We start from the raw sequence: 26,562 nt of genomic DNA, 5'->3' as shown, positions 1-26,562 counted from the left end.
GTGAGCCCCTCCGGGCTACTCGATGATTTTGGGCACCGCGAACGACGTGCCCACCTTCGCCGGTGCGTTGGCCAACACCTGCTCCGGCGACAACGACGGCCGCGTCACGTCCTCGCGCAACAGCGAGTCCGCGAGCGTCGCGTGAGAGGTGGGCTCCACGGCCCCCACATCCAGTGACTGCAGTTGCTCCACCGCGTCCAACACCGCCGACAGCTGGGTGGCCATGCGCTGCTCCTCTTCAGGAGTCAGCGCCAGCCGCGCCAGCGTGGCCACGTGTCGCACCTGCTCGAGCGTGAGGGCCATGACCGATGCCTCCTCGAAGCGGCCTACTTGCGCTTGAAGAGGTTGAGAATGGCGCCCATCACCTTGCCACTGCCCTCATGGCCGTGCTGGTTCACCAGTTGCTCCAGCTCGCCCGAGTCCAGGAAGACGCCGCCACAGTTGAAGCACGTCTCCAGCTCCACGTTGCCCTGCTTGAGCGTCTGCAGGTCCATGCCGCACTTGGGGCACTTCATCCAGTGCAGCTTCTTGAGGTCCTCGCGCTGCTTCTCCGCGGTCTGCGCGGCCTGCTGGAGCGCCAGCTTGCGCTTCTTCTCGATTTCCTCGCGAGCGAAGTACTCCTCTTCGGTCGAGGACGGCTTCTCGTTGTCCGACATGGCGATACTCCTCCAAGAATTCGTGGCGGCACCATACCCCCTCTTCCGGGAGGCGCAGCCGAAATGTAGGCCCTCTCTCGGGCCCCTTCTGGGTCATCCGGCGGGACTGCCGGAAAATTGACCAGACCCCCTCCCTCCCTACACTCGTCGCGGGCATTGCTACAGCCCGCTACGCGGCTGAGACGCGCAGAGGGAAGAAGGTCATGACGGCGAAGAAGGGTCGGGCGGAGAAGGCAGTGCTGTCCCGGCAGGAGATCGCGACGCGTCGCAAGGCGCTCGCGGACAAGAAGCGGAAGGCGGGAATCGACGACGGCGACGGCGGGACAACCGCGCGCGCCATCACCGGTGTGTTCCTGCTCGCCTTGTCCCTGCTGTCACTGTTGTCGGTGGCCACGTTCGACGCCCATGACCGGGTCGGTCCAGGCTTCCGCAACGCGGTGGGCCCCATGGGGCACCTCATCGCGGAGACCCTGCGAGGGCTGCTGGGGGTCTGCGCCTACCTGGCCCCCATCGGAGGCGCCTACACGGCCATGGTGCTCTTCGTGGGCAACCGCGACCGCAAGCGGGCCCCCCAGGTCATCAGCCTCTTCCTGCTGACCGCGAGCGTCGCCGTGCTCGCGCAGCTCATCTTCGCGGGTGACAAGGGCTGGGCACACCCTCCCGGCGGCGCGCTGGGCGCGAGCCTGGGCGGCGTGCTGGAGGGGCTGTTCTCCACCGTCGGCACCGTCATCCTCGTCACCGCCATCAGCGCCGCGGCGCTCATCGTCGGCACGCAGTACACGTTCTTCAAGCTGTGCTCGCTGGTGTGGGCCGGCATGTGTGTCCTGGGCCGCCGCATCTCCGAGTCCGCGCACGCGTTCTGGGAGACGCAGAAGGTGGCCTACAAGGCCCGCCAGGAGCGCGTGGCCGAAGAGAAGCTGGAGGAGGCAGCCTTCCTCGCGCAGTTGGAGGCGGACGAAGAGGAGCTCGCCGAGGCCGAGCGCGCCGCCGAGGAGGCCGAAGCCGCGGAAGCGGAGGCCATGGCCGAGGAGGCCGTGCGTCTGGCCCGCCAGACGGAGAAGGAGCAGGCCGCGGCCAACAAGCTGGCCCTCAAGGAGAATCGCGAGCGCGAGAAGCTCGAGAAGAAGAAGGTCCTGCCCGCGGAGACGGACTCGCTGCCGCCCACGTCCTCGCCGCCCGTGCCCGCCGACAAGCTGGCCGTCCGCGCCGCCCCGGAGAAGCGTCCGGCGCCTGGAGCGGACCCGGCCTGGGCCGCGTCGTTCCTCGCGCCCGCGCCCCACTCCACGCCCATTGTCCCCGAGGGCGTCGAGCCCCCGCGTGGCCGCAGGAAGACGCCCAACATCGTCACGGGCCCCTCCGCGACGCCCGTCGCCGCGCTGCCAGAGTCGACCGAGCCCGCGCCTGCGGCCCCCGTCATCGCCGCGCCCATCGTGCACCCGCCCGCGGCTCCGGTGGCCAGTGCGCCCGCGCCTCAGTCCTCGGCGCTGGCGCGCATGCCGCTCATCGTGGAGCCCAAGGCGCCGCCCAAGCCCACCGCGAAGAAGAGCCAGGAGCAGTTCGAGTTCGTCGGGGACCGCAAGAGCTTCACGCTGCCTCCGCTGGACGTGCTCGAGTACAACAAGAAGGAGCGCTCGGAGCTGGACAAGGACGCGTTCCTGTCCACGGCGGAGAAGCTGCGCGCGAAGCTGGCGGACTTCGGCATCGTCGGCGAGGTGGTGGAGATTCGCCCCGGCCCTGTCGTCACCATGTACGAGTTCCTGCCGGGCCCTGGCATCAAGGTGAGCAAGATTGCCGCGCTCGCGGATGACCTGGCCATGGCGATGGAGGCGATGCGGGTGCGCATCGTCGCGCCCATCCCCGGCAAGGGCGTGGTCGGCATCGAGGTCCCCAACAGGGACCGCGAGACGGTCTACCTGAAGGAGATCGCCGAGCAGGACGCGTTCCTCAAGGGCTCCAGCAAGCTGACCATGTGCGTGGGCAAGGACATCGAGGGCATGCCGTACGTCTTCGACCTGGCGAAGGCGCCCCACCTGCTCATCGCCGGTACGACGGGCTCGGGTAAATCCGTGGCCGTCAACTCGATGATCATGAGCATCCTCCTCAAGTCCACACCGGAGGAGGTGCGCTTCATCATGGTGGACCCGAAGATGCTGGAGCTCTCCGTCTACGAGGGCATCCCGCATCTGCTGCTGCCGGTGGTGACGGACCCGAAGAAGGCGGCGCTCGCGCTGCGCTGGGCCGTGGAGGAGATGGAGCGCCGCTACCAGATGCTGTCCGAGGCGGGCGTGCGCAACATCGCCGGCTACAACAAGCTGGTGGAGAGCTCCGCCTCCGAGGTGAAGGAAGCCCTCTCCGCCGTCGAGCCCGCGCCCAAGAAGTCCAAGCCCAAGAAGATGCTGGTGCTGGACGTCGAAGGGAGCGCGTCGAACGCGGATGCCCTGGGCGTGGCCGCGCCTCGCGAGGACGAAGAGGACGTGCGCGAGGCGGTGATGTCTGAGGAGGAGCCCGCGCCCCAGGACACCGTGCCCGAGCTGGAGGCCGAGGACGACGGGACCGAGGCCGCGCTGGAGGCCGCTTCGAGCAAGCCGGAGAAGAAGGAGCTCAAGAAGCTGCCCTACATCGTGGTCATCATCGACGAGCTGGCGGACCTGATGATGGTGGCCAGCCGCGAGGTGGAGACGTACGTGGCGCGCCTGGCGCAGATGGCGCGCGCGGCCGGCATCCACCTGATGGTCGCCACGCAGCGTCCGTCCACGGACGTCGTCACGGGCGTCATCAAGGCGAACTTCCCCACGCGCATCAGCTTCATGCTGCGCTCCAAGCCGGACTCGATGACGATTCTCGGCACGGTGGGCGCCGAGGCCCTGTTGGGCATGGGCGACATGCTCATCATGCCGCCGACGAGCGCCCACCTGCAGCGCGTGCACGGCGCCTTCGTGTCGGAAGACGAAATCAAGAAGGCGGTGGACCACCTCAAGGCCCAGGGCAAGCCTGTCTTCGACGAGTCCATCCTCAAGCCGCGCGACGAGGACGTGGAGTCCGGTGGCGAAGAGGACGAGCTGTCCGACGAGCTGTACGACCAGGCGCTCGCGGTGGTCAGCGAGATGCGCGCGGTCTCCATCTCGATGCTCCAGCGCAAGATGCGCATCGGCTACAACCGCGCCGCGCGCATGATCGAGCGGATGGAGCGAGACGGCATCGTGGGCGCCGCGGACGGCGCCAAGCCTCGCGAGGTGCTCATCCGAGGCGTGGGTGACATGCCGGGCGCCGGAGCGATGTAGCGCTCGAGACGGATGAAGTTCCCAGGGGTGCCCGGCGAGATCCGGGCGCCCCTTTTCATTTCAGGCGCGGCGCTTGTCGGGAGGAGACCCGCGGCCCCTCCCAGGCCACCAGCGGGCGATACGGGCTCTCGAGTGCCCGCCGGCCCCCCCCCGGATTCCGGGCCCGTGGAAACCATGCGGGCCACACTTCCAGCGTCTTGTGGGTTCCCAAGCGGTCCCAGGTCGTTTATGGGCGGGGGTCTCATGGCTGAACGTATTGCCCTTTTCGCCACCACGGCTCGCGGCACCGAGGACCTGCTCGCGGACGAGCTCAAGGAGCTCGGCGCGCGCCGCATCCGCCAGGACCGAGGAGGCGTGCGGTTCATGGCCTCGCTCGACGAGGCGCTCATGGTCTGCCTCTGGTCTCGCATCGCGATGCGAGTCCTCTACCCCCCCCTGGGCGCCTTCGAGGCCCGTGGCGCCGCGGGCCTCTACGAGGCCGTCAGGAGCGTCCCCTGGGAAGAGCACCTGACGCCCACCACCACGTTCGCGGTGGACGCCACGCTGAAGGACAGCGAGCACAGCCACTCCGGCTTCGTCGCCCTCAAGGTGAAGGACGCCATCGTCGACCGGATGCGCGACGTCGTGGGCACGCGGCCCGACGTCAACACGAAGGACCCCGACGTGAGCGTGGTCGCGCACCTGTCTCGCGACACCCTCTCGCTCTCGCTGGACCTCTGTGGCGATTCCCTGAACCGCCGAGGCTATCGCGTGCGCCCCACCGTCGCTCCGCTCAAGGAGACGCTGGCCGCCGCCATCCTGCGCGCCGCGCGCTACACGGGAGACGAAGCCCTCGTCGACCCGATGTGCGGCTCCGGCACGCTGCTGATTGAAGGCGGGATGATTGCGCGGAAGCGGGCCCCGGGCCTCAACCGGGACTTCGCGGTGGAGCGCTGGCCGGAGCTGGGGGCGCGCGCTCGCGAGCTGCTCGCGGACCTGCGCGCGGATGCCCGCCGCAACGAGCGCAAGGTGGAGGTCCCCATCTGGGGCCTGGACAAGGACCCCGAGGCGCTCGAAGCCGCGCAACGCAACGTGAGCGCCGCCAGGCTGTCGGAGGAGATCTCCCTCACCGAGGGCGACGCCACGCGGATGCCGCACCTCCCCGCCACCCACGGCCTGCTGCTCACCAATCCGCCCTACGGAGACCGCATTGGCACGGGCGGGCAGAAGGGCATGAAGAGCTTCTATTACAAGCTGGGCGAGGCCTTGCGCGTGCCCGGCTGGCGAGTCTGGGTGCTCTGCGGCAACCCCGCCTTCGAGAGCGCCTTCCACGCGCGCCCCTCGTCCCGCAGGGAGCTGTGGAACGGCCCCATCGAATGCAACCTGCTCGGCTACCGCGCCTCGGGGGGCGGCGAGGAAGGCTCAGAAGCGCCGTTCGGTGCGACGCAGCAGCCGGCCGATGTTGCTCCGGTGCGTCCACAGCATGACGACGAAGAGGAAGGCTGAGAGGCCCGTGTATTCGGTCGCCGGAGCGGTGCAGGCCGTCGTGCCCACCGCCGTGGCGCCCGCGAAGAGCGAGCCCAGGGAGCTGACTCGCGACAGCAGGAAGATGGCGATGAACGCCGTGCCCGCGGCCAGCGCGGCCCACGGAGCGAGCACCAGCAACACCCCGAGCGCCGTCGCCACGCCCTTACCCCCGTGGAGCTTCAGCCACACCGGGTAGACATGGCCCAGCACCGCGGCCAGCCCCACCATCACATGCACCAGGGGTTGGCCCGGCACCAGCCGCACCGCGAGCGCCACCGGCAGCGCGCCCTTCAGCGCATCCAACACCAGCACCAGCGCACCCAGCTTCTTGCCCGCGACCCGGGTGACGTTGGTGGCGCCGATGTTTCCACTGCCCCCTTGGCGCACGTCCACGCCACGCAGCCACCGCGTCAGCAGGACACCGAAAGGGATGGAGCCGGCGAGATAGCCCAGCAGCACGAGCGCGAGAGTCACGACACCTCGCTCTATAGCAGCAGGTGGGGGAAGCGCGTCTTCACCACCACGTAGGCGTAATTCACCAGGACGATGACAGGCATCACCACCTGGAACGCCCTCCACTCCTTCGCCGAGAGCCGGATTTCAGGAATGGGGACGGCGAAGACCAGGTGCACTACCATGGCCACCGCCGCCAGGGCGAACAGGAGGGCGGCCACCGTCCCCAGGGGATTGGCCTCCCAGGCGCCCTCGAAGTTGAAGTGGGACACCCGGTCCGCCACCCGGGTCAGCCCACAACCGAGGCAGGGCCACCCTGTACGCTCGCGCAGCACACAACCCCAGAACGGGATGATTCGGGCCACCGGGATGTATCGGGCCACCAGCAACCCCACGAGGCCCATGAGCCCCATGTAGTCCACCGTGCCAAGCCGGCGATTGCGAGGAGGGATGAAGACCTTCATGCGCGACCCGCCGAGAGGTGTCTGGGAGTGACAGTGTAGTACGGGCCTCGTCTTGCCGGGGCAACGAGTTTTGGCTAAGCGAGCGAGTCATGAACTCGCTCCGCACGTCCCTGATGCTGCTGGTCGCTGTTCCCCTGCTGGCTTTCGCTGGCGACAAGAAGACGCCCGCCAAGGCCGGGAGCGAGGACAAGGCGGCCGCCAGCGACTGCCACCACCCCGCCGACGCCGCCAAGGCCGCGCCCAAGCCCGAGGCCGCCGCCTCTTCCCAGGACAACTGGAAGCTCACCCGTGGCGAGGCCCTCAAGGGCGCCAACCCCGTGAAGCTCGCGGACCTGCTGACCAAGCCCCAGCCGCACGAGGGCAAGACGGTGACGCTCGAGGGACGCGTGCGCAAGGCGTGCGAGCGCAAGGGCTGCTGGATGGAGCTCGCCACCGACGCGGCGAAGGGCCCCGGCGTGCGCGTGACGTTCAAGGACTACGGCTTCTTCGTTCCGCTCGACTCCGCGGGCGCGCAGGCGCGCGTGGAAGGCGTCGTGAAGGTGGCGGAGCTGAGTGAGAGCCACGCGTCCCACTACGAGAGCGAAGGCGCCATCGTCCCGCGCGGCGCGGACGGCAAGCCCCGCGAAGTGCAGCTGGTGGCGACGGGCGTCGAGCTGCGCCGGTAGGACATGGCACGCAGCTTCAGCATGAAGGGCGTGCAGGGCGCGGCCGACCGCGCCGTGCAGCACGCAAGGGCGTGGTTGCTGGAAACCGAGCCGGGCTCGCGCGTTCATGACGTGCAGTCGGACCCGCGCTTCCAGCACCGAGGGGTGGACCTCCTCTGGGAGTTGCCTTCCGGGGAGGTGCGCGGCATCGAGGTGAAGGGCGACCGGAACGCGACTCGCCGGCGCTACTTCTTCGAGCTGGTGTCCAACCTCGAGAAGGACACGCCCGGCTGCTTCCTCTACAGCGGGGCGGACCTGCTGGTGTACGTGTTCCTCTCGCAGGGAGAGATGCACGTGCTGCCGCTCAAGGCCGCGCGCGACTGGTTCCTCCCGAGGGCCAAGTCGTATCCGCTCAAGCACGCCTTCACGCAGACAGGCGCCATCCGCTACACGACCGTGGGCGCCGTCGTCTCCACGCGAGACGTGTCGGAAGGTGTTCCCAACGTCCTCAAGATTCCCCTCAAGCGCTCGACGCCGCTGCCCTCGAAGGAGGACGAAGCCCCTCCTCCCGCGGAGGAGGTCGCGACGGTGGCCACCACCGAGAACGGTCCACCCGCGGCCTCGGACACCAAGCCCGTTCGCAAGAGGAAGCCCCGGCGCACGCAGGCCAAGGGCGGAGCGGAAGGCACCAGCACCGCGGAGTGAGACCAGGCGCTCGGCCCCGGCGCGGCACGCGCCCTCCGCGGCGCACGGGAGCTCCACGCCAGGCGCCTCTCTCACCGGGCGCGGTGGGCACCACGCATCAGGCGAGGGGCCCGCTCAGCGCATCAGGAGGACTGCACCGCGCGGCGCACGACCATCGTGCACCGCGCGGGAGACATCAGCCGTGGTTGTGATTGTGACGGTGGCGGCGGTGACCGGGGTGCACGCGGTCGTGCTCGGCCTCGAGACGCTCGGCCGTCTGCATCAGCTCCAGCAGCGAGACTCGGTCGTTCTGCGCCTTGTAGACGTGCTCCAGACGCGGCACCAGGTCCAGCGCGAGGTGCAGGTCCTTCGTCGACTCGGCCCACTCCAGCAACATGCGTCCCGCGGAGGCGGCCTGGCCGTTCGCCTGGAGGTGGATGAGTCCATCCACAGCCAGAATCCGGGCGATGGGCGTGCGCGCCGTGTCCTCGGTCAGCTTCACGAGGTCCACCACGGCCGCGTCCTGCTCCCCGCGCGCCGCGCGCACGATGGCCTTCGAGATGCCCTTGCGGTCTGGCAGGAAGAACTCCTCCAGCTCCGCGAAGGAGTCGCCGTGCGCCGGATGGCCCGAGCGAGCCAGCGTCTCCGCCAGCCGGTCGAAGAACTCCGCGTCCTTCTCCGAGAAGGGCGCGAGCGACTCCTGCATGAAGCGCTCCTGGGGAGCGCCCTTGTCATCCAGGGGCATCTTAGAGCGCAGCGTGGTCATCCGCTCGAACGCAGGGCCCACGGGCGCGTCGGTGGCGCCATTGAGGAGCTGCAGCAGCGCCCTCATGAGCGAGGCCAGCGCCTCCGTCACCTCATGCGGGGCCACACGGTCCGGCAGCCAGCGCCGCCACAACTCCACCGCCGCCGCGACGATGAAGTCCTTGAACGGGCCCGTGCCTTTCCACTTCGCCTTCCAGTGCTGGGCGATGCCCAGAGGAAAGGTCGTCTCCGAGAGCTTCCGGAAGTCTTCCTCGGCCACGGGAATGCCGTAGTGGCCGAGCGTACCGAGCAGGGCCTCCGTCGAGTACTCCTTGAGGCCCTTCTGCTGCCACGCCTTGTCCACGCGCTGCGTGCTCACCTGATTCTCCGCTGCCTCTGGGCGCCGGCCATCGGCGCCACCGGACTTCTAGCGGAAGCAGGGCCCTTCGTGCACCGGCACTTGCGCCTTCCCGTCACGCGGCGGACGCGGACGGCGCCACCTTCGGAACAGTGGGCCAGAGCGTGGGGTTGCGCCGACCATCCTCCACCCGCCGGGCCATGTAGGGCTCGCAGCCCCGCCCCTCGAAGGCCTTCTTCCAGGCGGAGAAGCTGCCTCCAGCGCGCCAGGCATCCATCGCCGCCAACCCGCCTTCCGGACCGCACTGGGCCAGCATGTACTCCACCCAGGCCCACCGCGCGGACGTGGGACGCACCTCGGCACGCCCGCGCAGCCCCTTGCGCAGCCGCTCCAGCCGGGTCTCCACCTCGCGAATGCCCGCGAAGGGAGCCCCATCCAGGGGCGTGTTCCGCTTGGCCACGAAGGGGGCCACGCCCAACGCCACGGGCAGGATGCGCGACAGCTCGGCGGTGAAGCGGATGAGCTCGTCGATGTCCTCTTCCCCTTCGAAGGGCAGCCCCACCACGTTGTACACCTTGAGCTGCTTCATGCCCGCCGTGCGCGCGAACTCCGCGGCGCGGACAATCTGCTCCTCCGAGTGCTTGCGGTCGACCATGTCCCGCATCCGCTGCGAGGCCCCGTCCGCCGCCACCGTCAGGTTCGTCGCCCCGCCCCGGCGCAGCTGGTTCACCAGCTCCTGGGTCAGCCGGTCCGCGCGAAGCGAAGACACCCCCACCTCGCGGCCTGAGTCCACGATGGTGCGCAGCAACTCGACGATGCGGGGATGATCTGTCACCGCCGCGCCCACCAGGCCCACCCGCCGGGCATGATCCGGAATGAGCGACAACACCCGCTCCGGAGGCACCGTGCGCATCCCTCCGTTGGTGGTGCGCCGCATGACGCAGTAGTGACAGCCCCGAGAGCAGCCCCGCTCCGGCTCGATGAGGAACATCGACCGCAGCTCGGTATGCGACGTGACGATTTGGGAGCGGGCGGGCAGCCTCGAGTCCATCGCCCGCGCGACGTGGTAGCGCTGTCCGCCCCGCCCCGGGACGCGGAAGCCAGGGGTGCGCGCCAGATGATCCAACAGCGCCTCGCGGTCCATGGAAGCCGCCGCCTCCACCAGGACGTGGATCAGGTCCTCGGACTCGCCCTGGACGAGCACGTCCACGAAGGGCTCCAGCGGATCCGGATTGGAGAACGTCAGCGGCCCCCCGGCGACCACCAAGGGATGCCGTCCGCCCTGGCGCTCCTCCGCCAGCAATGGCAGCCCCGCCAGCTCCAGCATCGAGAAGAGACCGGTCAGCTCCAGCTCGTACGCGACGGAGAACGCCAGCATGGCGAAGCTGGAGACAGGTGCCTGCGACTCCCAGGAGAACAGGGGTGCGCGCGTGCGCTTGAACGCCTCCACGTCGTCCGGAAGGAAGACGCGCTCCGCCGTCGCCCCCGGGTGCTCATGAATCTCGCGATAGATGGCCTGGAACCCCAGCGAGCTCATCCCCACGTGATAGGGGCTCGGGTAGCACAGGGCCACGCGGTAGGGCGCCTCCTTGTAGAGGGTGCCCTGTTCGTCCTCCAGCAGCGAGCGGACGTGGTGGATGAGTGAGTAACGGCCCTCCATGTGCCTCCAGACAGGTACAGCCCTTAAAACACCGCGGCCCCGTCAGTCCACTCCCTGAGGAGGGCTGCCGGGGCCGCGAGGCGCCACTCCAGGGAGTGGCGCTGTTCAACGAAGGACGACTAGCGGAGCGACGGGATGGGCTTCGACGGGGCGCAGATGCCCGCCGTCGCGCTCGTCCGAACGCACTCAGCCGCGAAGTCCGGGTTCAGGTTCGCCGTACCAGGACCGCAAGCCGTCGCGGAGCTGGGGTCGCAGGACACCGCCGGCCACAGGGCACGAACCGCGTAGGTCGAGATGCAACCGTCGCGGGTGTAGACCAGCTCGCCACGCATCTGCGTCCCGGGAACCGCCGCGGCCGCGTAGACCTCCATGTTCTTGTACTGGTAGGAGATCGACGTCGCCGGAACAGTCGCACTCGCCGCCTGGGCATTGACCGAGGCAAGCGACAGCGTCGGGGCCGCGCAGAAGTCGTTCGTCGGCTCGGAAGCGAACGCACCCAGCGCCGTCTGCTGCGTCGTCGGGCTGTTCGGATCCAGCGCACCGCGGCTCGCCAACCCGGCAGGGCGGATGGTGAGCAGCGACTTGGTCAGGTCGTCCGGGTCGGTGAACTTGAAGACGCCGACAGCCTCAGCGGCCGGTGCCTTCTGTCCCTCGACGTTGGTGCAGGCGGAACCGTCCGCCTGCTTGGGCGTGTCAACGAGGTCGTACCGCGCGACCCAGCTGACGTGGTCCTGCACGAAGCAGGGGGCCTCGGGCTGGTCGAAGTTGCAGCCCGTCAGCGCGGTCGCCGCGCCGACGAGAACCATCGTGACCTTCAGGATGTTCTTGGTCATGTGACTTGTATTTCCCGTTCCGAAAGGGCCAGTGACTAGAACGTGTACCGGACGCCGATACGCATCTGACGCGGCGCCTGGTAGGAGGTCGGGTTCTTGAAGTTCGGGTTGATGTCGCCATCCACCGAGCCGAACGCCTCATCACGCTCTTCACCCGGCTGCCAGGTCACGTTGCCGGGCAGGTCGCTCGGCGTGCCGTTCGCAATCGGGGCCACGGGGAGCCGGGTGTACGTCTGATCCACGCCGGACACGCCCTGGAAGTTGAAGAGGTTGAAGACGTCCAGGGTCACGGACAGCATGCTGTCCTTGCTGACACGGTAGTTGACGCCAATGTTGGAGTCGATCGTGTTGATCCAGGGGGTCCGGCCACCCGCGCCACGGGGGAGGACGAAGGACTCGTCCTCACCGTAGAGGGAGTGCGCACCGAAGTAGTTGATCGGCGTACCCGAGTTGCCGCGGTAGGAGACACCGACGCTCGCGGACAGCGCGTTGGTGAAGTTGAACTCCTTCGCGCCGAACACCTTGATCTGGTGCGTACGGTCGAAGGGCAGCAGACCCGTGCGGTTGGTCAGCAGGGAGACCAGGTCGAAGTCCGAGAGGATGTTCGGGTCGAGCTGAGCCGTCTCCGGGCGGAACAGACCGGGGTAGTTACCGTACAGACGGGACCAGGTGTAGTTCGCCTGGGCCAGCCAGCCGTCCGAGAACGTGCGGTTCAGGTAGACCGTGACGTTGTCGTAGTTACGCTCCGGCTTCGGGAACTCCTTGGCGAAGCCGCTGCCCGGGTTACCGAGGAAGTACGAGTTGCCGTCATCGCGGCTCATGTCCTCGATGACCATGTTCATGTTGCGGTGGGTGTAGCTGGCGCCCACGCGGGTGTTCGCGATGAGCTCGTACTCAGCACCGACCACCACTTCCTCGGACGACTGCGGCTGGATGTCCGGGTCGATGGGCTCGTTCTCCACCTTGCCGCCCGTGTAGAGGCGGTTCGGGTTGCGGTTGCCCTCCGGCAGGTTGACGACGTAGTTCGGGTTGCGGCAGTCCGTCTCCTGGCTCTCGCGGCGGGACGGATCGCAGCCACCAGACTCACCCGGCTCCGCGAAGGCGCGACGCGCCTCGTAGCGGCGCTCGCCCGGGAACGCGCGGTCCATCATGTTCAGCGGAACCTGCTCGTAGTACCGAGCGTAGTTCACGAAGAACTTGGTGCGGCCGTTGGCGAACGGGTCGACGATGGCGCCGAGGCGAGGCGACCACTGGTTGCCCATGATGAGCGCCAGCTCGCCGTCACCGCCGTACATCGCCTGCACGTCGTAGCGAACACCCAGGTTCAGGGTGACGCGGTTGGCGATCGACCAGGAGTCCTGCAGGAAGCCACCGACCGTGGTGCTGGTGGTCTTGGACTGCTGGGTCAGCTGGGTGATCGGGCTGTCAGGGGACGCCTGGTAGCCGTAGCGACGGAAGTCGCGAACCGTGTTGCCACTGTACGGCTGGCCGTTGTTGTACGTCGGACCGAAGCCGTTCGCGGCGCCGTAGTTCGCACCTTCGGCGAAGTACACGCCGCCGCCGTACGCCTTGAGCTGGTCGTAGGACAGGAACTCCGCGTCCGCGCCAGCCTTCAGCACGTGGGTGCCGAGGGCGTTCAGCAGGTAGGTGGCCTTCGCGTTGACCTGGTAGCGATCCAGCGTGGAGTCGCTCATGTAGCCCGGGCCACCGACGAAGTAACCCGTCACAGGGCAACGCTCGATGATCTCCTCATCCGGCGTACCAGCATTCACGATGACCGGGTCGCACGCGCCCTCCTGCCCGGCGGGCAGGCCCTCGAAGACGGTCAGTCGACGAGGAGAGGTGTACTGCATGCGCGCGTAGCCCGCGAGGCCCTGGCTGCTGCCCAGCTTGCTGCCGTCCGCGGGCAGCGTGGACGCGGTCTGGTGGAACCAGCCCAACGTCGCGTCGACCAGGACCTTCTTCTCCATGAACGCGCCGGCGTACTTCAGCGCGACCGCGGTGGCGTTGGCGTTGGTCTCCAGCTGACCGAAGTCACCCGGACGGGTCGTGATCGCACCCGGCAGGGCACCCGACTGCGGGTTGATGGACAGCTTGCCCAGGCCACCGGTCGTCGTCGGCGTGCCGTTGAGGGCGAGCGAGACGTTGTGGTCCTGGTTGATGAGGTACGTCAGCTTGCCCATGTACTGAATCGTCCGGTTGTCGGCGTAGTACTGACGGTCCGAGCCGCGGATCGGGTCGACGATGGAGAAGCCGCTCGAGTCGGTCTGCGTCTCACCCGTGGTCGGGTCCAGACGGAGCGCGTTGAGCGTACGGGTGTGCTGGTAGCGCGTGAACGACGGCGTGAAGCCGGCGAAGAACCACAGCTTGTCCTTGATGATCGGACCGCCGAGGGTGGCACCGAAGTCACCCAGGTTCTTCAGCTCGTTCAGACCGCTGATGACCGTGCCTTCCGACCGGACGATCTTGCGGTTGCCTTCCAGGGTTCCAGGGGTCCAGTTCGCGAAGACCGTTCCGTGGAACTCGTTGGAGCCCGACCGGGTCACCGCGTTGATGACACCGCCCGTGGAGCGACCGAACTCCGGCATGTAACCGCCGGTGATGATGTTCACGTCCTGCACGAACTCGATGCTCATCGGGCTGGCGTTCACGCCGTAGGCCGGGTCGTTCGTGGACAGACCGTCCACCACGTAGCCGTTCTCAGGCGAGGTCGCACCGTTGATGGAGACACCGTACTGGTCGTTCTGGGCGCCAGGCGCCAGCTCGGCCAGGGACTCGAACGAGCGAGCCGCGCCGCCCTTGCCGCCCGGACGGGCGACCGCGATGCGCTTGATGAACTCCTGATCCACGTTGACGCCCGTGGTCGTGGAGCCCACGTCGATGGTCGGCGGGGCGCCGACGATCTCAACCACCTCACCGAGGGACTCGGGGAGCAGCTCGACGTTGACGCGGATGGTGCGGTTCAGGCGCAGCTGGACGTCAGAACGCGCGTACGGCTTGTACTGCTCCTTCTCGAACCGCAGGGTGTACGTACCCGGCGGAAGCTGGGGAATACGGTAGTTGCCCTGAGCGTCAGTAACCACCATCTGCTCACCCTGAAGGTTGGGCGAGGTTGCGGTCACTACCACATCAGCGACAGGCTGCCGGCTCTGTGAGTCGATGACCGTTCCGATCATCGTGCTCGACTGCGCGAAAGCCGCCGATCCATAAAGCAGACCTGCGGCCAGGACAACTCCGGTTTCCCGGAGCACTCGGTTCAAGTGCATACCAGACCCCTCCAAGGTGGGCTGCAACCGAAAATGACTGGGGAAAATATCCGAGGTCAAGCAGTTGTCAATAGACCGTTGCTTTTTGGTTACCAGTGGGGCAACTGCGCGATCAGGTCAGTTCTCCTTGACCGCGCTCGCTTGAACCCGGAACCCGTTTCTGTATGGTAGCGCGCCCTTTCATCGGGGCGGGGCGTGGTGGGTGTCCACTGGTGAAGAGGAGTACAGTACATGTTTGATTCAGTCCTTGACCGCGGTCAGACGCCGAAAGCGCGTTTCGGAGTGGGAACCACCATCTCGGTGATCCTACACGTCGCACTGTTCGTCGTGGCCTACGTCCTGTCCACGAGGCCACCGGTCGAGGAGGAGAAGGAGATCGAGGTGACGCTGAAGGCCACCATGGCCCCTCCGCCGCCTCCTCCTCCGCCGCCCCCTCCCCCCGCGGCGACCTCCAAGCCCAAGACGACGCCGAAGAAGCCCAAGAAGCCGGACGCCATCGTCCAGCCCAAGGAGATCCCGAAAGAGGTCCCCAAGGAGGTCGAGCCGACCGAGCAGCCTGAAGAGGCGGCGGAGGAGCCGACCGAAGAGGCCGTCGAGGGTGGTGTCGAAGGTGGCGTCGCCGGTGGTGTCGTGGGCGGCGTCGTCGGTGGCGTGATTGGCGGCGTGGTCGGCGGCCAGTTGGGCGGCACCGGAACCGAAGTGCTGCCGTTCGGCGCGGGCATGACCCGTCCCGAGAAGGTCTCGGGCCCTTCGCCCGAGTACACGCGTGAAGCGCTCGAGTCGCGCGTGCAGGGAACGATGATCGTCAAGTGCGTCATCACCGTGGAAGGTCGAGTGGAGCGCTGCCGAGTCATCAAGCCCCTTCCCCACATGGAGCAGGCCGTCATGGACGCACTGACTTCGTCACGCTACAAGCCCGTGACGTTCCAGGGACGTCCAGTCCAGGTGGATTACACCTTCACCCTGAACCTGAAGCTGCCGCGCTGATCCGGGCGCGCCGTAGAGAAGCACCGCCGACCACATCGCGCTCGTGAGGAGGAGCGCTAAATCAAGCCATGCAATTCACTCTCATCGATATCTGGCACCACACGGGCACGTTCGCCCGTATGATCATCTTCACCCTGGCCATCATGTCGGTGGCGTCCCTGGTCGTGATGGCGGAGCGGATGATCGTCTTCCGGAAGACCCGGTCCGACAGCCGCAACTTCGCGGCCAAGATGGGCGCCATCCTGGCGAAGGGCGACCTGACCACCGCGGCCAACACGAACCTGGGCAAGGACGTGGGTCACCTGGGCCGCGTGATCAACTCCGGCCTCACCGCGTACCGCATCAGCCCCAACAACAAGGACGTCGCGGTGGAGTCGGTGGCTCGCGCCCTGGAGCGTCAGGCGCAGCGCGAAGTGCAGAGCATGAAGCGCGGCCTGGGCCTTCTGGCCACGGTCGGCTCGACGGCGCCGTTCGTCGGTCTGCTCGGCACGACAATGGGTATCGTCAACGCGTTCCAGCTCATGGCGGCGGCCGGCTCCGGCGGTCTGGGCACCATCTCCGCGGGTATCGCCGAGGCGCTCATCACCACCGCCTTCGGTCTGCTCGTGGCCATCCCCGCCGTGATGGCGTACAACTTCCTGCAGGGCTGGGTGGATGCTCGCTCGGTGGACATCAGCGAGTCCTCCAACGAGTTCCTCGACGTGGTGGCCCGCCACATGGGCGGCGGCGCGAGCTCCTCGCACGCGGCCTGAGCAGTCACCGGCGAGCCCGGGGACGACCCGAGGCCCGCCTCCCGGCTTGAACGCGGCCCCTGAAGTCCGGGGGTCGACGGAGCCACTCCGGGCGGCGGGCTTCCACCACCAGGAAGCAGGATAAACGCATGGGAATGTCAGCTGGCCCCAAGGGGGGCATCAAGAGCGAGATCAACGTCACGCCGCTGGTGGACGTGGTGCTGGTGCTCCTCATCATCTTCATGGTCGTCACCCCCATGCTCCAGCGCGGCAAGTCCGTGGAGCTGCCGAAGGCCACCGAAATCGAGAAGGAGAAGGGAAAGGACTCGGATCCTCTCTACGTCTCCATCACCCCGGACAAGAAGGTGTTCGTGGAGAACGACCAGGTGGACGAGCAGGCCCTGCAGGACCGCATCGCGCAGGAGCTGGTGAAGGATCCGGGCAAGAAGATCCTGCTCAAGGGTGACAACACCGTGAACGTGGGCGACGTGCGCAAGGTGCTGGACGTGGCCCGCAAGGCCAAGGCCAAGCAGATCGCGCTCGGCGTCGAGGAGAAGAAGTAATGGCCGGCCACAAGCAGCGACAGTGGGTGAAGCCGCAGACGCCGCCCAACTCGGAGATCAACGTCACGCCGCTGGTCGACGTGGTGCTGGTCCTCATCATCTTCATGGTCGTCACGCCCCTCCTGGAGAAGGACATCCTGGTGCGCGTGCCGGACACCGAGGTGGAGGAGAACCAGCCTCCGCCGGATCCGAATGATCAGCAGCTCGTGGTCCTCCTGGACAAGGACGGCGGCTACTCCATCAACACGGAGAAGATCTCCGCGGCCGACTACGTCACCCGCCTGACCCGGATGCTGGCGGCGAAGAAGCCGGACGAGAAGGTCGTCTTCTTCATGGCGGACGACGCGACCAACTACGGTCGGCTCATCGCGGCCCTGGACGGCGCGAAGGCGGCGGGTGCCAAGGTCCTCGGCATGGCGACCGAGCTGCCGTCGAACGCCATCATCCAGGGAACCCAGGTCGACACGGGTACGCCGGCGCCTACCCCGGCCCCCTGAGTCCCTCCTCCCGGAGTCCTACGCTCCGGGTTGGAGTCGCGGTTCACAATGAGAAGCTCGTCGGCTAGAGTTCACTCCTCATGGCTGACGAGCTTCTCGTCTTTGAGCAGACCATCGAAGCCCTCTTCCTCCGCGCGCTGCAGGGGCGGCTGACGCCTGCCTGCAAGGAGCGCCTGAGGCAGGCGGGGCTCGATGTGGACCAGAAACTCCGTCCCGCCTACTCCTTTGAGTCCTGGATGGCCTTCCTGCGCATCGCCGCGGAGGAGCTGTTCCCTCGGGATTCGGTTGCCCAGGGGACGTGGAAGCTGGGCGAGGCCTACATCGAGGGCTTCCGGGAGACGATGCTCGGCCGTGCGGTGCTGTCGCTGCTGCGCGTGCTAGGGCCTCGCAGGACGCTCATGCGGGCCACGCAGAACTTCCGGGCGGGCAACAACTACACCGAGTCGAAGCTCTCGGAGCTCTCCCCCACCCAGTTCGAGCTGTGGATGAACGAAGTGGGGGCCTACCCTGACTTCACCGCTGGCATCATCCATGCGGGGCTCCGCGTCGCCGGAGCCCAGGAAGTGCGCGTGGAGCCGTCCAACTACGACGGCCACGCCTGCACCTACCGCATCAGCTGGAAGGAGGCCTCGGTCTCTTCCGGCGTGGCGGGGAGCGGAGACTCCAAGGCCGCCATGAGATCCGGGTCCATCAGCTCCCTGTAGATGAACTCGGCGATGAGCCCGGTCAGCATCCAGATGGGCAGGATGTAGAGCGACGTCATCTGCCAGAAGATGGCGCCCGCGTCCGCGTAGTACCAGATGCGGTAGCCGGTGAGCCGCTCGAGCAAGAGGCCGCTGAAGGCCTCGAAGACCAGGATGCCAATCCCATACACAGCCGCCCGAGCGCTGGCGTGTTGGTAGAGCATCCGCCTGAAGACAGGCTCCACGAAGAAGAAGCATGCGACGCCGTAGATGAGGAACATCCACAGCGAGCACTGCCCGTAGGCGGTGACAGCCGGCGTATGCCAGATGTTGTTGAGCCCCAGCCGGTCATCCACCTGCCACTGGAACTGAAACAGCGCCCCCAGGAAGGGGACGTCCCGGGCGATACGCACCAGGTTGTAGAAGAAGATCTCCGAGCTGATGCCCACCATGCCGTAGAGGCAGAAGCGGAACACTCCGAAGGCGACCTTCATCCGCTGGCTTCGCTTCATGTCGGCCCGGCGAATGCGGACCGGACGTCGACGGCTCCCCTGCAACCCCATTGATTCATCTCCCCCGATTCGTCCCCAGATACCCGCCAAGGTACCCAAGAGCCACCCGCCCTGGCTAGAGGCCCTTCACTAATCCAGTGGGCCTGAAACGCCTGAGCGCCCCTTCGTGGATGGGCATCCGCTCCAAGGGATTGGGTGAAACAGGCTCGCGCGGAGGAAGGAGACGGTACGCCAGTTGCTCAATGCGGCACGGGACGGTGGAGGGAGGGCGGGATGCTGGCGCGAGTGCGGTCGGGTGCGTTGATGGGAATCGACGCGGTGGTGGTGGAGTGCGAGGTCGACATGGCGCTCGGCCTCCCCTACTTCAACGTGGTGGGGCTGCCGGAAGGCGCGGTGCGAGAGTCGAAGGTGCGGGTCGTCTCCGCGCTCAAGAACACGGGCTTCGAGCTTCCACAGAAGCGCGTCACCGTGAACCTGGCTCCGGCCGACCTGCGCAAGGATGGGGTGGCCTTCGAGCTGCCCATCGCCCTGGGTGTCCTGGCGGCCGCCAGGTTGCTCGAGGACAGTGCCCTGGGCCGATATCTCTTTGGAGGGGAGCTGTCCTTGGATGGCTCACTCAAGCCCATCAAGGGCGTCCTGCCGCTCGCGGTGGCGGCCCGAGACAAGGGGTTCGACGGAGTCATGGTGCCCGCGGCCAATGCGGCCGAGGCGGCGCTCGTCGAGGGATTGACGGTGCTCCCCGTCTCGAGCCTCCGCGACGCGGTGGACCACCTGAAGGGTGAGCGGCTCATTCCCCCATTCCAGCGGGGCAGCCCCTCTGCGGCGACGTCTGGACAGGGGGCCGGGCCCGACATGGCGGACGTCCGAGGCCAGCCAGAGCTCAAGCTGGCCTTGGAGCTGGCGGCCGCGGGGGGGCACAACCTGCTGATGTGCGGCCCTCCAGGCTCTGGCAAGACGATGCTCGCACGCCGACTCCCCAGCATCCTCCCGGCGATGACCTTCTCCGAGTCGCTCGAGGTGACGAAGGTCTACTCCGTGCTGGGCCTGCTCACCGACGGCCATGCCTTGGTGCGAGAGCGCCCCTTTCGAGCGCCCCACCACACGCTCTCCGACGCGGGACTCGTGGGCGGAGGTCCCACGGCGCGACCGGGCGAGCTGTCCCTGGCGCACCATGGCGTGTTGTTCCTCGATGAGCTGCCGGAGTTCCGCCGCAACGTGCTCGAAGTCCTGCGGCAGCCGTTGGAGGAAGGCGTCATCCACCTCGCGAGGGCCAATCAGAATCTCAGCTATCCGTGCCGGGTGATGCTGGTGGCGGCGATGAACCCCTGCCCCTGTGGCTACTTCAACGTGCCGGGCCACATGTGCACCTGCCCTGAGCACCGCGTGTTCGACTACCACGCGCGCGTCAGCGGGCCCTTGTTGGACCGTGTCGACATCACCCTGCAAACGCGTCCCGTGGAGTACCACCACCTGGCCCGTGCGCAGCCCGAGGAGTCCACCAGCCGCCACCATCGGGAACGCGTGGAGGCCGCGAGGCAACGCCAGCGCGAGCGCTACGCCGGAGAAGCCCAGGTGCACTGCAACGCACAACTTCCCTCACACCTGCTGCGACGCCATTGCGTGTTGAGCCCTCGCGCGGAGCGGATGCTGGAGCTGGCGGTGCGGCACCACGGGCTTTCGGCACGTGCGCATGACCGGCTCCTCAAGCTGGCCCTGACTCGGGCGGACCTGGAAGGACATGGCCGCATCGAGGAGACAGACATGCAGCTGGCCATCGACTGCCGGGCCTTGGACCGGCGGGGCTGGCTTCATTCCAACACCCATGGCGGCGCCCCACCCTCGCGAACAGGAGGTAGCTCGCGAGGCCTCGCATCCTTCTCTCCGCGACAAGCCCCGCGATGGCCCGCGGAGCCACCTCAGCGCGACGAGGGCGCCATGTCCCGCGACGACGCGGCCAGCTGAGCCGGCGGCTTGGGGGCACCACTCGGAAGCACTGTCCCTTCCGTCGAGAAAGTGGGGCGAGGGAGCTCATCCAGCCTGGGCGCGGGCCCTGTGATGATGCGCGCCGACTTGCCGAACGTCAGATACGAGTAGGCCCAGTCGAGCATCACCGCCAGCTTGCTGCGGAAGCCTATGAGGAACATCAGGTGGATGAAGAGCCAGGCCATCCAGGCGGAGAAGCCCGCCTGTTTGACTCGGCGGAAGGCGATGCCCACCGCGTGTCCTCGACCAATCACCGCGTAGGAGCCTCTGTCCCAGTACTCAAACGGCACCATCGGCTGTCCCCGCAACCGGTGCAGGATGTTTCGAGCCGCGTGTTTGCCCTCCTGCATCGCCGCGGGGGCAAGGCCTGGCACGGGCGTTCCATCCGCCTGCTTCAGCGAGGCCAGGTCTCCCGCGACGAAGATGTCCTCACGCCCCGGCACGGTCAGCTCGGGTGTCACGCTGACCCGGCCTGCCCGGTCCAGCGGAACTCCCAGCGAGCGAGCCACCGGCGACGCAGCGACGCCCGCGGCCCAAATCACGGTGCGAGCCTCGATGTGCTCATCACCGATGTAGACACCCGTCGCATCGATGTTCGTCACCCGAGCGCCCGTGCGGACCTCGACGCCCAGCCGCTCCAGCGTGCGCCGAGCCTTGGTGGTGAGGTCGTCGGGATAGACAGGGAGCACCTTGTCCATGCCCTCGATGAGGATGATGCGCGCATCGCGCGTATCGATGTTCTTGAAGTCCCCGGGGAGGGAGCTGCGGCTGATCTCCGCCAGCGAGCCCGCCATCTCCACGCCCGTGGGTCCGGCGCCGATGATGACGAAGTTGAGGAGCGAGCGGCGAATGCGTGGGTCCGTCTCCCGCTCAGCCAGTTCGTAGGCGACCAGGACTCGGCGCCGGATCTCCACCGCATCCTCGATGGACTTGAGTCCAGGCGCGAACGGCGCCCAGTGGTCATTGCCAAAGTACGAGTGCGTCGCCCCCGTCGCGACGATGAGGTAGTCGTACTTCAGCTCTCCGTCCGCCAGCAGCACCCGCTTGTTCTCGGGGTCCACGCCCGTCACGTCCGCCAGCAGCACCGAGACGCCTCGGGGCCCTAGGAGTGCCCGCAGCGGCGCGGCGATTTCACTGGGGCTCAGCGTCGCCGTGGCCACCTGGTACAGCAACGGCTGGAACAAGTGGTGGTTGTGTCGGTCCACCAGGGTGAGACGGACTGGCGCCTTGACGAGCTGCTGTGCGGCTCGGAGCCCGGCGAACCCTCCGCCGAGGATGACCACATGGGGCATGTCTTCGCGTTGGGTTTTCACGCCCGAAAGGTCATGCCGGCGCCTCCAAACTTCAACGCAAAGCGCCGGAGCCTAGTCGGGCAACTAACCGCCCCCTTGCCCGCAGCAAATGGCCATGACAGCGCACCACGACCGATGAAAGACTCGGAGGTTCCTGCCCATCGTTCCGCGGGCGCTCGGCGGCTCACGGCAGGTGCCTCCCGTCAACGCATCCCGGCGCATCGTGGATGAGGCCCACGAAGCCCTGATGCATTCGCGTGGCCCTCCATCATCTGGACACCTCGCCGACCCCGCGGACGCTCCATCGCGACTTCTCGCGAGGAAGCTGTCTCGGCATGTCCATTGCTCATCAGCGCTTCGATGCGTGCGTCGCCCTCACGAAGGCGGCGAGGCGCAGCACGGTCTCAAGGACAGGGCGGCGAGGGAGTCGATGAGCAAGTTGACGGAGAAGCTGAAGGCAGTCGCGGCGGCGGTGGCGTCCATCGAGAAGCAGTTCGGGAAGGGCTCGGTGATGACACTGGGAGGTGACACCCGCGAGCAGAAGGTCGCGGTGATTCCCTCGGGCTCGGTGGGACTGGACCGAGCGCTTGGCGTGGGCGGCTATCCCCGCGGTCGCGTGGTGGAGGTGTTCGGCAACGAGTCGTCAGGCAAGACGACGCTCACGCTGCATGCGATTGCGCAGGTGCAGGCCGCCGGTGGGGTTGCGGCCTTCATCGATGCGGAGCACGCGCTCGACCTGTCCTATGCGCGCAAGCTCGGTGTGAAGGTGGAGGAGCTCCTGGTGTCCCAGCCGGATACGGGAGAACAGGCCCTGGAGATCACGGAGCACCTCGTTCGCTCCGGAGCCGTGGACCTCATCATCGTGGACTCGGTGGCGGCGCTGGTGCCTCGCGCGGAAATCGAGGGCGAGATGGGGGACGCGCACATGGGTGTTCAGGCCCGGTTGATGAGCCAGGCCCTGCGCAAGCTCACTGGCGCGGTGAGCCGCTCGGGCACCTGCATCGTCTTCATCAATCAGATTCGAATGAAGATTGGCGTGATGTTCGGCAACCCGGAGACGACGACGGGCGGCAACGCACTGAAGTTCTATTCCTCGGTGCGCCTGGAGATTCGTCGCACGGGGAACATCAAGGAGGGAGACAGTGTGGTGGGCTCTCGAGCCCGCGTGAAGGTGGTGAAGAACAAGGTCGCCCCTCCGTTCCAGGAAGCCGAGTTCGACCTGCTGTACGGCTCCGGAGTCCATCGCGCGGGCGAGGTGCTCGACCTGGGCGTGGCCGCGGGACTCATCGACAAGTCGGGGAGTCACTTCAGCGTGCGCGGCGAGCGCATCGGACAGGGACGTGAGCGCGCCGTCGAGTGGCTGCGCGAACATCCCGACACCATGGAGGCACTGGCCCGGGAGCTGGCGGGTGCGCCTCCCCTTCCCTGCCCCGCCGTGCCCATGGAAGCCGCGGCCTAGCTAGCCAGCGGCCGACAGCTCATCCAGGGACAGCGCCACGGGATACCGCCGCGAGCCCGCGCACAGCTGGAGCCCGCCATCGGGAGCAGGCTCCAGCAGCTCGCCCAGTTGGTACTGGGCATCCCGTGAGAAGCGGGCCTTGGCCCGTCCCTGCTTCACGCGACAGGTCAGGACGCCGTCACCTTCCACCCGCAGGCTGGGAAGCTCCAGCGCCTCGGCGGTGCGGTCACTCAGTCGGATGGACACGCGCTCATCTGGCGTGACGTCCACGGTCCGCACCGCGAAGGCGGCGTCCGCGACCTCCACGTAGCACCAGTCACTTCCGATGCGGAGCTGGTAGCGCCCCGCGTCGTCCAGGACGAGGGAGATGTTGAAGAGCTCGATGATTTTCGGGTGCTCGATGGGCTCGTCGTCGTGCCACCAGCGCAGGTTCGCATCGAGGCGGATGCCGCTGTCCTCGCGGGTATGCCAGCGCTTGCCGGAGGGGGGCTGTCCGGAGGGAGGTTGCATGGTCACTTTCTATCTGCGCGCGGCGCCCAGGGGATTCAAGCCCTCGTGCGCCACCGCCCTACCAGTTCCGGACAAGCTCCGTGTAGCCGCGGAAGGCGACAGCCCCCCAGAAGTTCACCAGCACGCCCAGCACCAAGGCGGCCATCACCGCGCGCTGGCGCACGGACCAGCCCCCAATGGCGAAGAGCAACAAGAGGTAGGGCGTGTAGTCGAGGCTGAACCGGAAGCCGAACTGCATGTAGCCCGTGTTCTGGTAGAAGAGCCCGGGCAGCGCGCAGATGGCCACGGTGAGCCACAAGGGCCAGTGCAAGCGCGGCCGCAGCCTGGGCATGAGCAGGAAGACCAGCAGCGGCAGCGTCAGCAGCAGCGTGAGCCCGTGAGGGTCATAGCCGAGCTTGAGCGGCGAGAACGACAGGGTCGGCCACTTGAGGAAGGCCGCGGCCACGTTCCGGCCCAGATATTCCCAGTGGAACAAGCCCCAACGGTCGATGTCCACGTTGACGCGGTTGTTGAAGAGAAAGGCGTGGCCGAACTCACTCAAGCGGCCGAACCGGTACACGTTGTAGCCAGCGGCGAGCAGCCCCAGAGGCGCGGCCCCCAAGGCGAACAGGCCCAGCTTGCGCGCCGCGGGCTTCCAGTTCCTGCCCAGGACCTTGAGTTGCTCGAGGCGCGACTCCGGCCCGGGACACAGCGCCTCCAACACGAAGAAGAGCCCCGCGAAGAACAGCGGCGTGCGGGTGAGCGTCGCCATGGAGAAGAACACTCCCGCCAGGACAGGACGGCGAGCTCTCACCGCGTTGCGCACGTAGAGACAGGTGAGGGCCACGCCCATGACCTCGGCGCTGAACCACACTTCACCTCGGATGGCGCAGTAGAAGAACAGGGTGCCGAAAGCGAGGGTGAGCGCGAGCACGACATTCTCATCGCGCGTGCGCTCCGTCTCTCCCTCCCGCGCGAGGAAGCGCAGCAACGAGTAGAACAGCGCCACCGCCAGCGCCCCCACGATGACGCCAAACGAGGTGTCGTTGAACTGATACCCATGCAGCGCGACGAAGGGCAGCATCGCCACGGCGGGGAAGGACGGAAAGCTCACGAACCAGCGGTCATCCGAGAGAGGCCGCCCCTCACAGCGGACCTTCTCGCCATTCACCTGCCGCACACAGGCCCAGTCCTCCAGGTTCGGAAGGACCTGGGGGTCCACATCCAGGCGCCCCTCCAGCCACGACTGCGCCTGGTAGATGAAGTGCGGCGCGGCGCTCTGGCGCAAGAAGCGCTGCGAGCTGAAGCTCGCCAGCACCACGAACGCCACCGCGAACAACACCACCTCCACGCGATAGGCGGCGAACCACACCCGCAACATGGCGCCGGGCGTACCGCCGCGCGGCTCGACAGGGGACGCCGTGGGGGGGACAGGCGCGCTGAGTGGCGCCTCGGGAGCTGGTGCCGTGGGGCTCGGCTCGGCGGCGGGCACAGGGGGGCGCTTGGACTTGGAGCGACTCATGATTGGGGCGCGGTCAGCAGGTGCTGCCGCAGCATCTCCAGCGTGTGGGAGGCAGCAAAGAGGCGCACGCGCTCCCTGTCTCCAGAAAAGGACATGCGCTCACAGCGCGTGGCCATGTCCGGCCCCGCCAGCGCGCAGTACACCGTACCGACGGGGTCGTCGGGGGTTCCACCTCCGGGCCCCGCATACCCTGTCACCGACAGGCCATACGTGGTGCCACAGGCGGCACGCACTCCCTCGGCCATGGCCGCCGCCGTCTGGGAGGACACCGCCGTATGACGCTCGAGCACCTCCGGAGGCACGCCCACCCAGGCGGACTTCATCTTCTCCGTGTACACCACCGCGCCCCCCAGGAAGGTCGCGCTGGCACCTGCGACCGCCGTGAGCTGCTGGGAGATGAGGCCCCCTGTACAGCTTTCGGCGACCGAGAGCGTGGCCCCCGCGCGCGCCAGCATGCGCAGCAGCACGGGCGCGTACTCCTCGGTGTCGGAGCCGAAGACTCGCGCCCCCAGCACTCGCCGACTGTCTGCTTCCACCGCGGCCAGCGCCGCGTCGGCCTCCGCCTGGGAGGGGGCTTCCGCCATCAGCTTGAGGTGGTTCTCCGGTGCATGCGTGCGGAAACCAAACACCACGCGCGGATGACTCGCGACCAGCGGTGCCACTGCCAGGTCCAGCTCCGATTCTGGAATGCCCACGGTGCGCAACAGGCGGAAGGCGCGAAACACCCGGACCGACCTCGACTCGAGCGACTGCTGGATGCGCGGCAACACCTCGCCATCCAAGAGGGCTCGGTACTCACGTGGCACGCCGGGCAGGAAGAACAGCCGGCAGCCGCCCAGGGTGAGCATGACGAGCGGCGCGGAGCCCGCTGGGTTTCGAACGGGCTCGGCCCCCTGTGGAATCCTGGCCATGCGGAGCGCGCTCGGATTGATGGGGACGCCCCGAGCCGCATAGCGCTCGCGCAGCCAGCCGAGCACCCGCGCATCCTCCTCCAACGGCACTCCCGCGACGGCGGCGGCGCACTCGAGCGTGAAGTCGTCCGCCGTCGGACCCAGTCCGCCAGAGACCACCACGACGTCCGCCCGGGAAGAGGCCTCTCGCAGGGCCTGGACGATGTCGGACCGGACATCCCCCACCAGCACCACTCGCTCCACCTTCACGCCCAGGTCGAAGAGACGGGCCTCCAGGTAGGGGCTGTTCGTATCCGTGATGAGGCCGGTGACCAGCTCGTCACCCGTGCAGAGCAACTCGACGCGCATGGGGCGCGCATCCTAGCGGCAGCCGACGGCCTGGGC

At 67.5% G+C, this 26,562-nt stretch carries 24 protein-coding genes; 11 read left to right on the top strand and 13 right to left on the bottom strand.

What is annotated here, in order from left to right; translation table 11 throughout:
- Positions 1–15: 15 nt before the first annotated feature.
- Both gatC and MYSTI_RS07365 read right to left on the bottom strand, forming a co-directional pair.
- A complete protein-coding gene (gatC, locus tag MYSTI_RS07370) occupies positions 16–303 on the bottom strand; it encodes an Asp-tRNA(Asn)/Glu-tRNA(Gln) amidotransferase subunit GatC (RefSeq protein WP_015347091.1) in 288 nt (95 codons plus the stop codon).
- Positions 304–326: 23 nt separating this feature from the next.
- The gene (locus tag MYSTI_RS07365; protein WP_015347090.1) at positions 327–656 is read right to left on the bottom strand and encodes a TFIIB-type zinc ribbon-containing protein; all 330 of its coding nucleotides are present in this window, start codon (positions 654–656) and stop codon (positions 327–329) included.
- Positions 657–859: 203 nt separating this feature from the next.
- Between MYSTI_RS07365 and MYSTI_RS07360 the strand changes: the two genes are divergently transcribed.
- Both MYSTI_RS07360 and MYSTI_RS07355 read left to right on the top strand, forming a co-directional pair.
- A complete protein-coding gene (locus MYSTI_RS07360; protein ID WP_015347089.1) occupies positions 860–3,937 on the top strand; it encodes an FtsK/SpoIIIE family DNA translocase in 3,078 nt (1,025 codons plus the stop codon).
- 243 nt (positions 3,938–4,180) lie between these two features.
- The gene (locus tag MYSTI_RS07355; RefSeq protein WP_044279277.1) at positions 4,181–5,422 is read left to right on the top strand and encodes a THUMP domain-containing class I SAM-dependent RNA methyltransferase; all 1,242 of its coding nucleotides are present in this window, start codon (positions 4,181–4,183) and stop codon (positions 5,420–5,422) included.
- Here the strand turns inward: MYSTI_RS07355 and plsY are convergent.
- Both plsY and MYSTI_RS07345 read right to left on the bottom strand, forming a co-directional pair.
- Positions 5,339–5,917, bottom strand: coding sequence for a glycerol-3-phosphate 1-O-acyltransferase PlsY (plsY, locus tag MYSTI_RS07350; protein WP_015347087.1), 579 nt, complete (start codon positions 5,915–5,917; stop codon positions 5,339–5,341). The genes MYSTI_RS07355 and plsY overlap by 84 nt on opposite strands.
- Before the next feature lie 11 nt (positions 5,918–5,928).
- The gene (locus tag MYSTI_RS07345; protein ID WP_015347086.1) at positions 5,929–6,360 is read right to left on the bottom strand and encodes a DUF2752 domain-containing protein; all 432 of its coding nucleotides are present in this window, start codon (positions 6,358–6,360) and stop codon (positions 5,929–5,931) included.
- An 89-nt stretch (positions 6,361–6,449) separates the two neighbouring features.
- On the opposite strand from MYSTI_RS07345, the gene MYSTI_RS07340 reads away from it, so the two are divergent.
- Together MYSTI_RS07340 and MYSTI_RS07335 are read left to right on the top strand one after the other, a co-directional pair.
- Positions 6,450–7,025 (top strand): DUF4920 domain-containing protein, encoded by a 576-nt coding sequence (locus MYSTI_RS07340; protein WP_015347085.1) that lies wholly within the window; start codon positions 6,450–6,452, stop codon positions 7,023–7,025.
- Positions 7,026–7,028: 3 nt separating this feature from the next.
- A complete protein-coding gene (locus MYSTI_RS07335; RefSeq protein ID WP_015347084.1) occupies positions 7,029–7,709 on the top strand; it encodes a hypothetical protein in 681 nt (226 codons plus the stop codon).
- A 175-nt stretch (positions 7,710–7,884) separates the two neighbouring features.
- Here MYSTI_RS07335 and MYSTI_RS07330 read toward each other — a convergent pair whose 3' ends face one another.
- The 4 genes from MYSTI_RS07330 to MYSTI_RS07315 form a co-directional block, all read right to left on the bottom strand.
- A complete protein-coding gene (locus MYSTI_RS07330; protein ID WP_015347083.1) occupies positions 7,885–8,811 on the bottom strand; it encodes a hypothetical protein in 927 nt (308 codons plus the stop codon).
- Between the two features lie 94 nt (positions 8,812–8,905).
- Entirely contained in the window at positions 8,906–10,450 is a 1,545-nt protein-coding gene (locus tag MYSTI_RS07325; protein ID WP_015347082.1) for a radical SAM protein, read from the bottom strand.
- A gap of 119 nt (positions 10,451–10,569) precedes the next feature.
- Positions 10,570–11,283 (bottom strand): hypothetical protein, encoded by a 714-nt coding sequence (locus MYSTI_RS07320; protein WP_015347081.1) that lies wholly within the window; start codon positions 11,281–11,283, stop codon positions 10,570–10,572.
- Between the two features lie 35 nt (positions 11,284–11,318).
- Positions 11,319–14,549: a TonB-dependent receptor gene (locus MYSTI_RS07315; protein WP_015347080.1), complete on the bottom strand. Its 3,231-nt coding sequence runs from the start codon at positions 14,547–14,549 to the stop codon at positions 11,319–11,321.
- 231 nt (positions 14,550–14,780) lie between these two features.
- Here MYSTI_RS07315 and MYSTI_RS07310 point away from each other — a divergent pair, with 231 nt between their 5' ends.
- The 5 genes from MYSTI_RS07310 to MYSTI_RS07290 all read left to right on the top strand — a co-directional run bounded on the left by MYSTI_RS07310 (position 14,781) and on the right by MYSTI_RS07290 (position 18,031).
- The gene (locus MYSTI_RS07310; protein WP_015347079.1) at positions 14,781–15,536 is read left to right on the top strand and encodes an energy transducer TonB; all 756 of its coding nucleotides are present in this window, start codon (positions 14,781–14,783) and stop codon (positions 15,534–15,536) included.
- Positions 15,537–15,604: 68 nt separating this feature from the next.
- Positions 15,605–16,288 (top strand): MotA/TolQ/ExbB proton channel family protein, encoded by a 684-nt coding sequence (locus MYSTI_RS07305; protein ID WP_015347078.1) that lies wholly within the window; start codon positions 15,605–15,607, stop codon positions 16,286–16,288.
- Positions 16,289–16,416: 128 nt separating this feature from the next.
- Entirely contained in the window at positions 16,417–16,830 is a 414-nt protein-coding gene (locus tag MYSTI_RS07300; RefSeq protein ID WP_015347077.1) for an ExbD/TolR family protein, read from the top strand.
- Complete coding sequence (locus MYSTI_RS07295; protein ID WP_015347076.1) at positions 16,830–17,327, top strand: ExbD/TolR family protein; 498 nt, start codon at positions 16,830–16,832, stop codon at positions 17,325–17,327. Before MYSTI_RS07300 ends, MYSTI_RS07295 begins: the two co-directional genes overlap by 1 nt.
- An 80-nt stretch (positions 17,328–17,407) precedes the next feature.
- Entirely contained in the window at positions 17,408–18,031 is a 624-nt protein-coding gene (locus tag MYSTI_RS07290; RefSeq protein WP_015347075.1) for a DUF2378 family protein, read from the top strand.
- Here MYSTI_RS07290 and MYSTI_RS07285 read toward each other — a convergent pair.
- Entirely contained in the window at positions 17,932–18,522 is a 591-nt protein-coding gene (locus MYSTI_RS07285) for a hypothetical protein (RefSeq protein ID WP_233278197.1), read from the bottom strand. The two genes, MYSTI_RS07290 and MYSTI_RS07285, sit on opposite strands and share 100 nt — an antisense overlap.
- A 273-nt stretch (positions 18,523–18,795) precedes the next feature.
- Here MYSTI_RS07285 and MYSTI_RS07280 point away from each other — a divergent pair, with 273 nt between their 5' ends.
- Positions 18,796–20,484: a YifB family Mg chelatase-like AAA ATPase gene (locus tag MYSTI_RS07280; protein WP_015347073.1), complete on the top strand. Its 1,689-nt coding sequence runs from the start codon at positions 18,796–18,798 to the stop codon at positions 20,482–20,484.
- On the opposite strand, the gene MYSTI_RS07275 is transcribed toward MYSTI_RS07280, so the two are convergent.
- Complete coding sequence (locus MYSTI_RS07275) at positions 20,439–21,797, bottom strand: NAD(P)/FAD-dependent oxidoreductase (RefSeq protein WP_044279266.1); 1,359 nt, start codon at positions 21,795–21,797, stop codon at positions 20,439–20,441. The two genes, MYSTI_RS07280 and MYSTI_RS07275, sit on opposite strands and share 46 nt — an antisense overlap.
- Before the next feature lie 430 nt (positions 21,798–22,227).
- Between MYSTI_RS07275 and recA the strand changes: the two genes are divergently transcribed.
- A complete protein-coding gene (recA, locus tag MYSTI_RS07270; protein WP_015347071.1) occupies positions 22,228–23,256 on the top strand; it encodes a recombinase RecA in 1,029 nt (342 codons plus the stop codon).
- Here recA and MYSTI_RS07265 read toward each other — a convergent pair whose 3' ends face one another.
- From MYSTI_RS07265 to MYSTI_RS07255, 3 genes are read right to left on the bottom strand one after another with little or no spacing between them, the layout of a single operon-like run.
- Positions 23,257–23,766, bottom strand: a complete 510-nt coding sequence (locus MYSTI_RS07265; protein WP_015347070.1) for a DUF1285 domain-containing protein — start codon at positions 23,764–23,766, stop codon at positions 23,257–23,259.
- A 58-nt stretch (positions 23,767–23,824) separates the two neighbouring features.
- Positions 23,825–25,267 (bottom strand): hypothetical protein, encoded by a 1,443-nt coding sequence (locus MYSTI_RS07260; protein ID WP_015347069.1) that lies wholly within the window; start codon positions 25,265–25,267, stop codon positions 23,825–23,827.
- Positions 25,264–26,526, bottom strand: a complete 1,263-nt coding sequence (locus MYSTI_RS07255; protein WP_015347068.1) for a CinA family nicotinamide mononucleotide deamidase-related protein — start codon at positions 26,524–26,526, stop codon at positions 25,264–25,266. The genes MYSTI_RS07260 and MYSTI_RS07255 overlap by 4 nt, the downstream gene beginning before the upstream one ends.
- Positions 26,527–26,562: the final 36 nt, after the last annotated feature.

This window comes from Myxococcus stipitatus DSM 14675 (assembly GCF_000331735.1).
Lineage (GTDB): Bacteria > Myxococcota > Myxococcia > Myxococcales > Myxococcaceae > Myxococcus > Myxococcus stipitatus.
The sequence above is the reverse complement of the archived record's forward strand: the minus strand, read 5'-3'. Positions and strand labels throughout refer to the sequence as shown.

Excerpts from the sequence above, each read along its gene's own strand:
- gatC (WP_015347091.1), bottom strand. The coding sequence starts at position 303 with ATGGCCCTCACGCTCGAGCAGGTGCGACACGTGGCCACGCTGGCGCGG.
- MYSTI_RS07365 (WP_015347090.1), bottom strand. The coding sequence starts at position 656 with ATGTCGGACAACGAGAAGCCGTCCTCGACCGAAGAGGAGTACTTCGCT.
- MYSTI_RS07360 (WP_015347089.1), top strand. The coding sequence starts at position 860 with ATGACGGCGAAGAAGGGTCGGGCGGAGAAGGCAGTGCTGTCCCGGCAG.
- MYSTI_RS07355 (WP_044279277.1), top strand. The coding sequence starts at position 4,181 with ATGGCTGAACGTATTGCCCTTTTCGCCACCACGGCTCGCGGCACCGAG.
- MYSTI_RS07345 (WP_015347086.1), bottom strand. The coding sequence starts at position 6,360 with ATGAAGGTCTTCATCCCTCCTCGCAATCGCCGGCTTGGCACGGTGGAC.
- MYSTI_RS07340 (WP_015347085.1), top strand. The coding sequence starts at position 6,450 with ATGAACTCGCTCCGCACGTCCCTGATGCTGCTGGTCGCTGTTCCCCTG.
- MYSTI_RS07335 (WP_015347084.1), top strand. The coding sequence starts at position 7,029 with ATGGCACGCAGCTTCAGCATGAAGGGCGTGCAGGGCGCGGCCGACCGC.
- MYSTI_RS07325 (WP_015347082.1), bottom strand. The coding sequence starts at position 10,450 with ATGGAGGGCCGTTACTCACTCATCCACCACGTCCGCTCGCTGCTGGAG.
- MYSTI_RS07320 (WP_015347081.1), bottom strand. The coding sequence starts at position 11,283 with ATGACCAAGAACATCCTGAAGGTCACGATGGTTCTCGTCGGCGCGGCG.
- MYSTI_RS07315 (WP_015347080.1), bottom strand. The coding sequence starts at position 14,549 with ATGCACTTGAACCGAGTGCTCCGGGAAACCGGAGTTGTCCTGGCCGCA.
- MYSTI_RS07310 (WP_015347079.1), top strand. The coding sequence starts at position 14,781 with ATGTTTGATTCAGTCCTTGACCGCGGTCAGACGCCGAAAGCGCGTTTC.
- MYSTI_RS07305 (WP_015347078.1), top strand. The coding sequence starts at position 15,605 with ATGCAATTCACTCTCATCGATATCTGGCACCACACGGGCACGTTCGCC.
- MYSTI_RS07300 (WP_015347077.1), top strand. The coding sequence starts at position 16,417 with ATGGGAATGTCAGCTGGCCCCAAGGGGGGCATCAAGAGCGAGATCAAC.
- MYSTI_RS07295 (WP_015347076.1), top strand. The coding sequence starts at position 16,830 with ATGGCCGGCCACAAGCAGCGACAGTGGGTGAAGCCGCAGACGCCGCCC.
- MYSTI_RS07290 (WP_015347075.1), top strand. The coding sequence starts at position 17,408 with ATGGCTGACGAGCTTCTCGTCTTTGAGCAGACCATCGAAGCCCTCTTC.
- MYSTI_RS07285 (WP_233278197.1), bottom strand. The coding sequence starts at position 18,522 with ATGAAGCGAAGCCAGCGGATGAAGGTCGCCTTCGGAGTGTTCCGCTTC.
- MYSTI_RS07280 (WP_015347073.1), top strand. The coding sequence starts at position 18,796 with ATGCTGGCGCGAGTGCGGTCGGGTGCGTTGATGGGAATCGACGCGGTG.
- MYSTI_RS07275 (WP_044279266.1), bottom strand. The coding sequence starts at position 21,797 with ATGCCCCATGTGGTCATCCTCGGCGGAGGGTTCGCCGGGCTCCGAGCC.
- recA (WP_015347071.1), top strand. The coding sequence starts at position 22,228 with ATGAGCAAGTTGACGGAGAAGCTGAAGGCAGTCGCGGCGGCGGTGGCG.
- MYSTI_RS07265 (WP_015347070.1), bottom strand. The coding sequence starts at position 23,766 with ATGCAACCTCCCTCCGGACAGCCCCCCTCCGGCAAGCGCTGGCATACC.
- MYSTI_RS07260 (WP_015347069.1), bottom strand. The coding sequence starts at position 25,267 with ATGAGTCGCTCCAAGTCCAAGCGCCCCCCTGTGCCCGCCGCCGAGCCG.
- MYSTI_RS07255 (WP_015347068.1), bottom strand. The coding sequence starts at position 26,526 with ATGCGCGTCGAGTTGCTCTGCACGGGTGACGAGCTGGTCACCGGCCTC.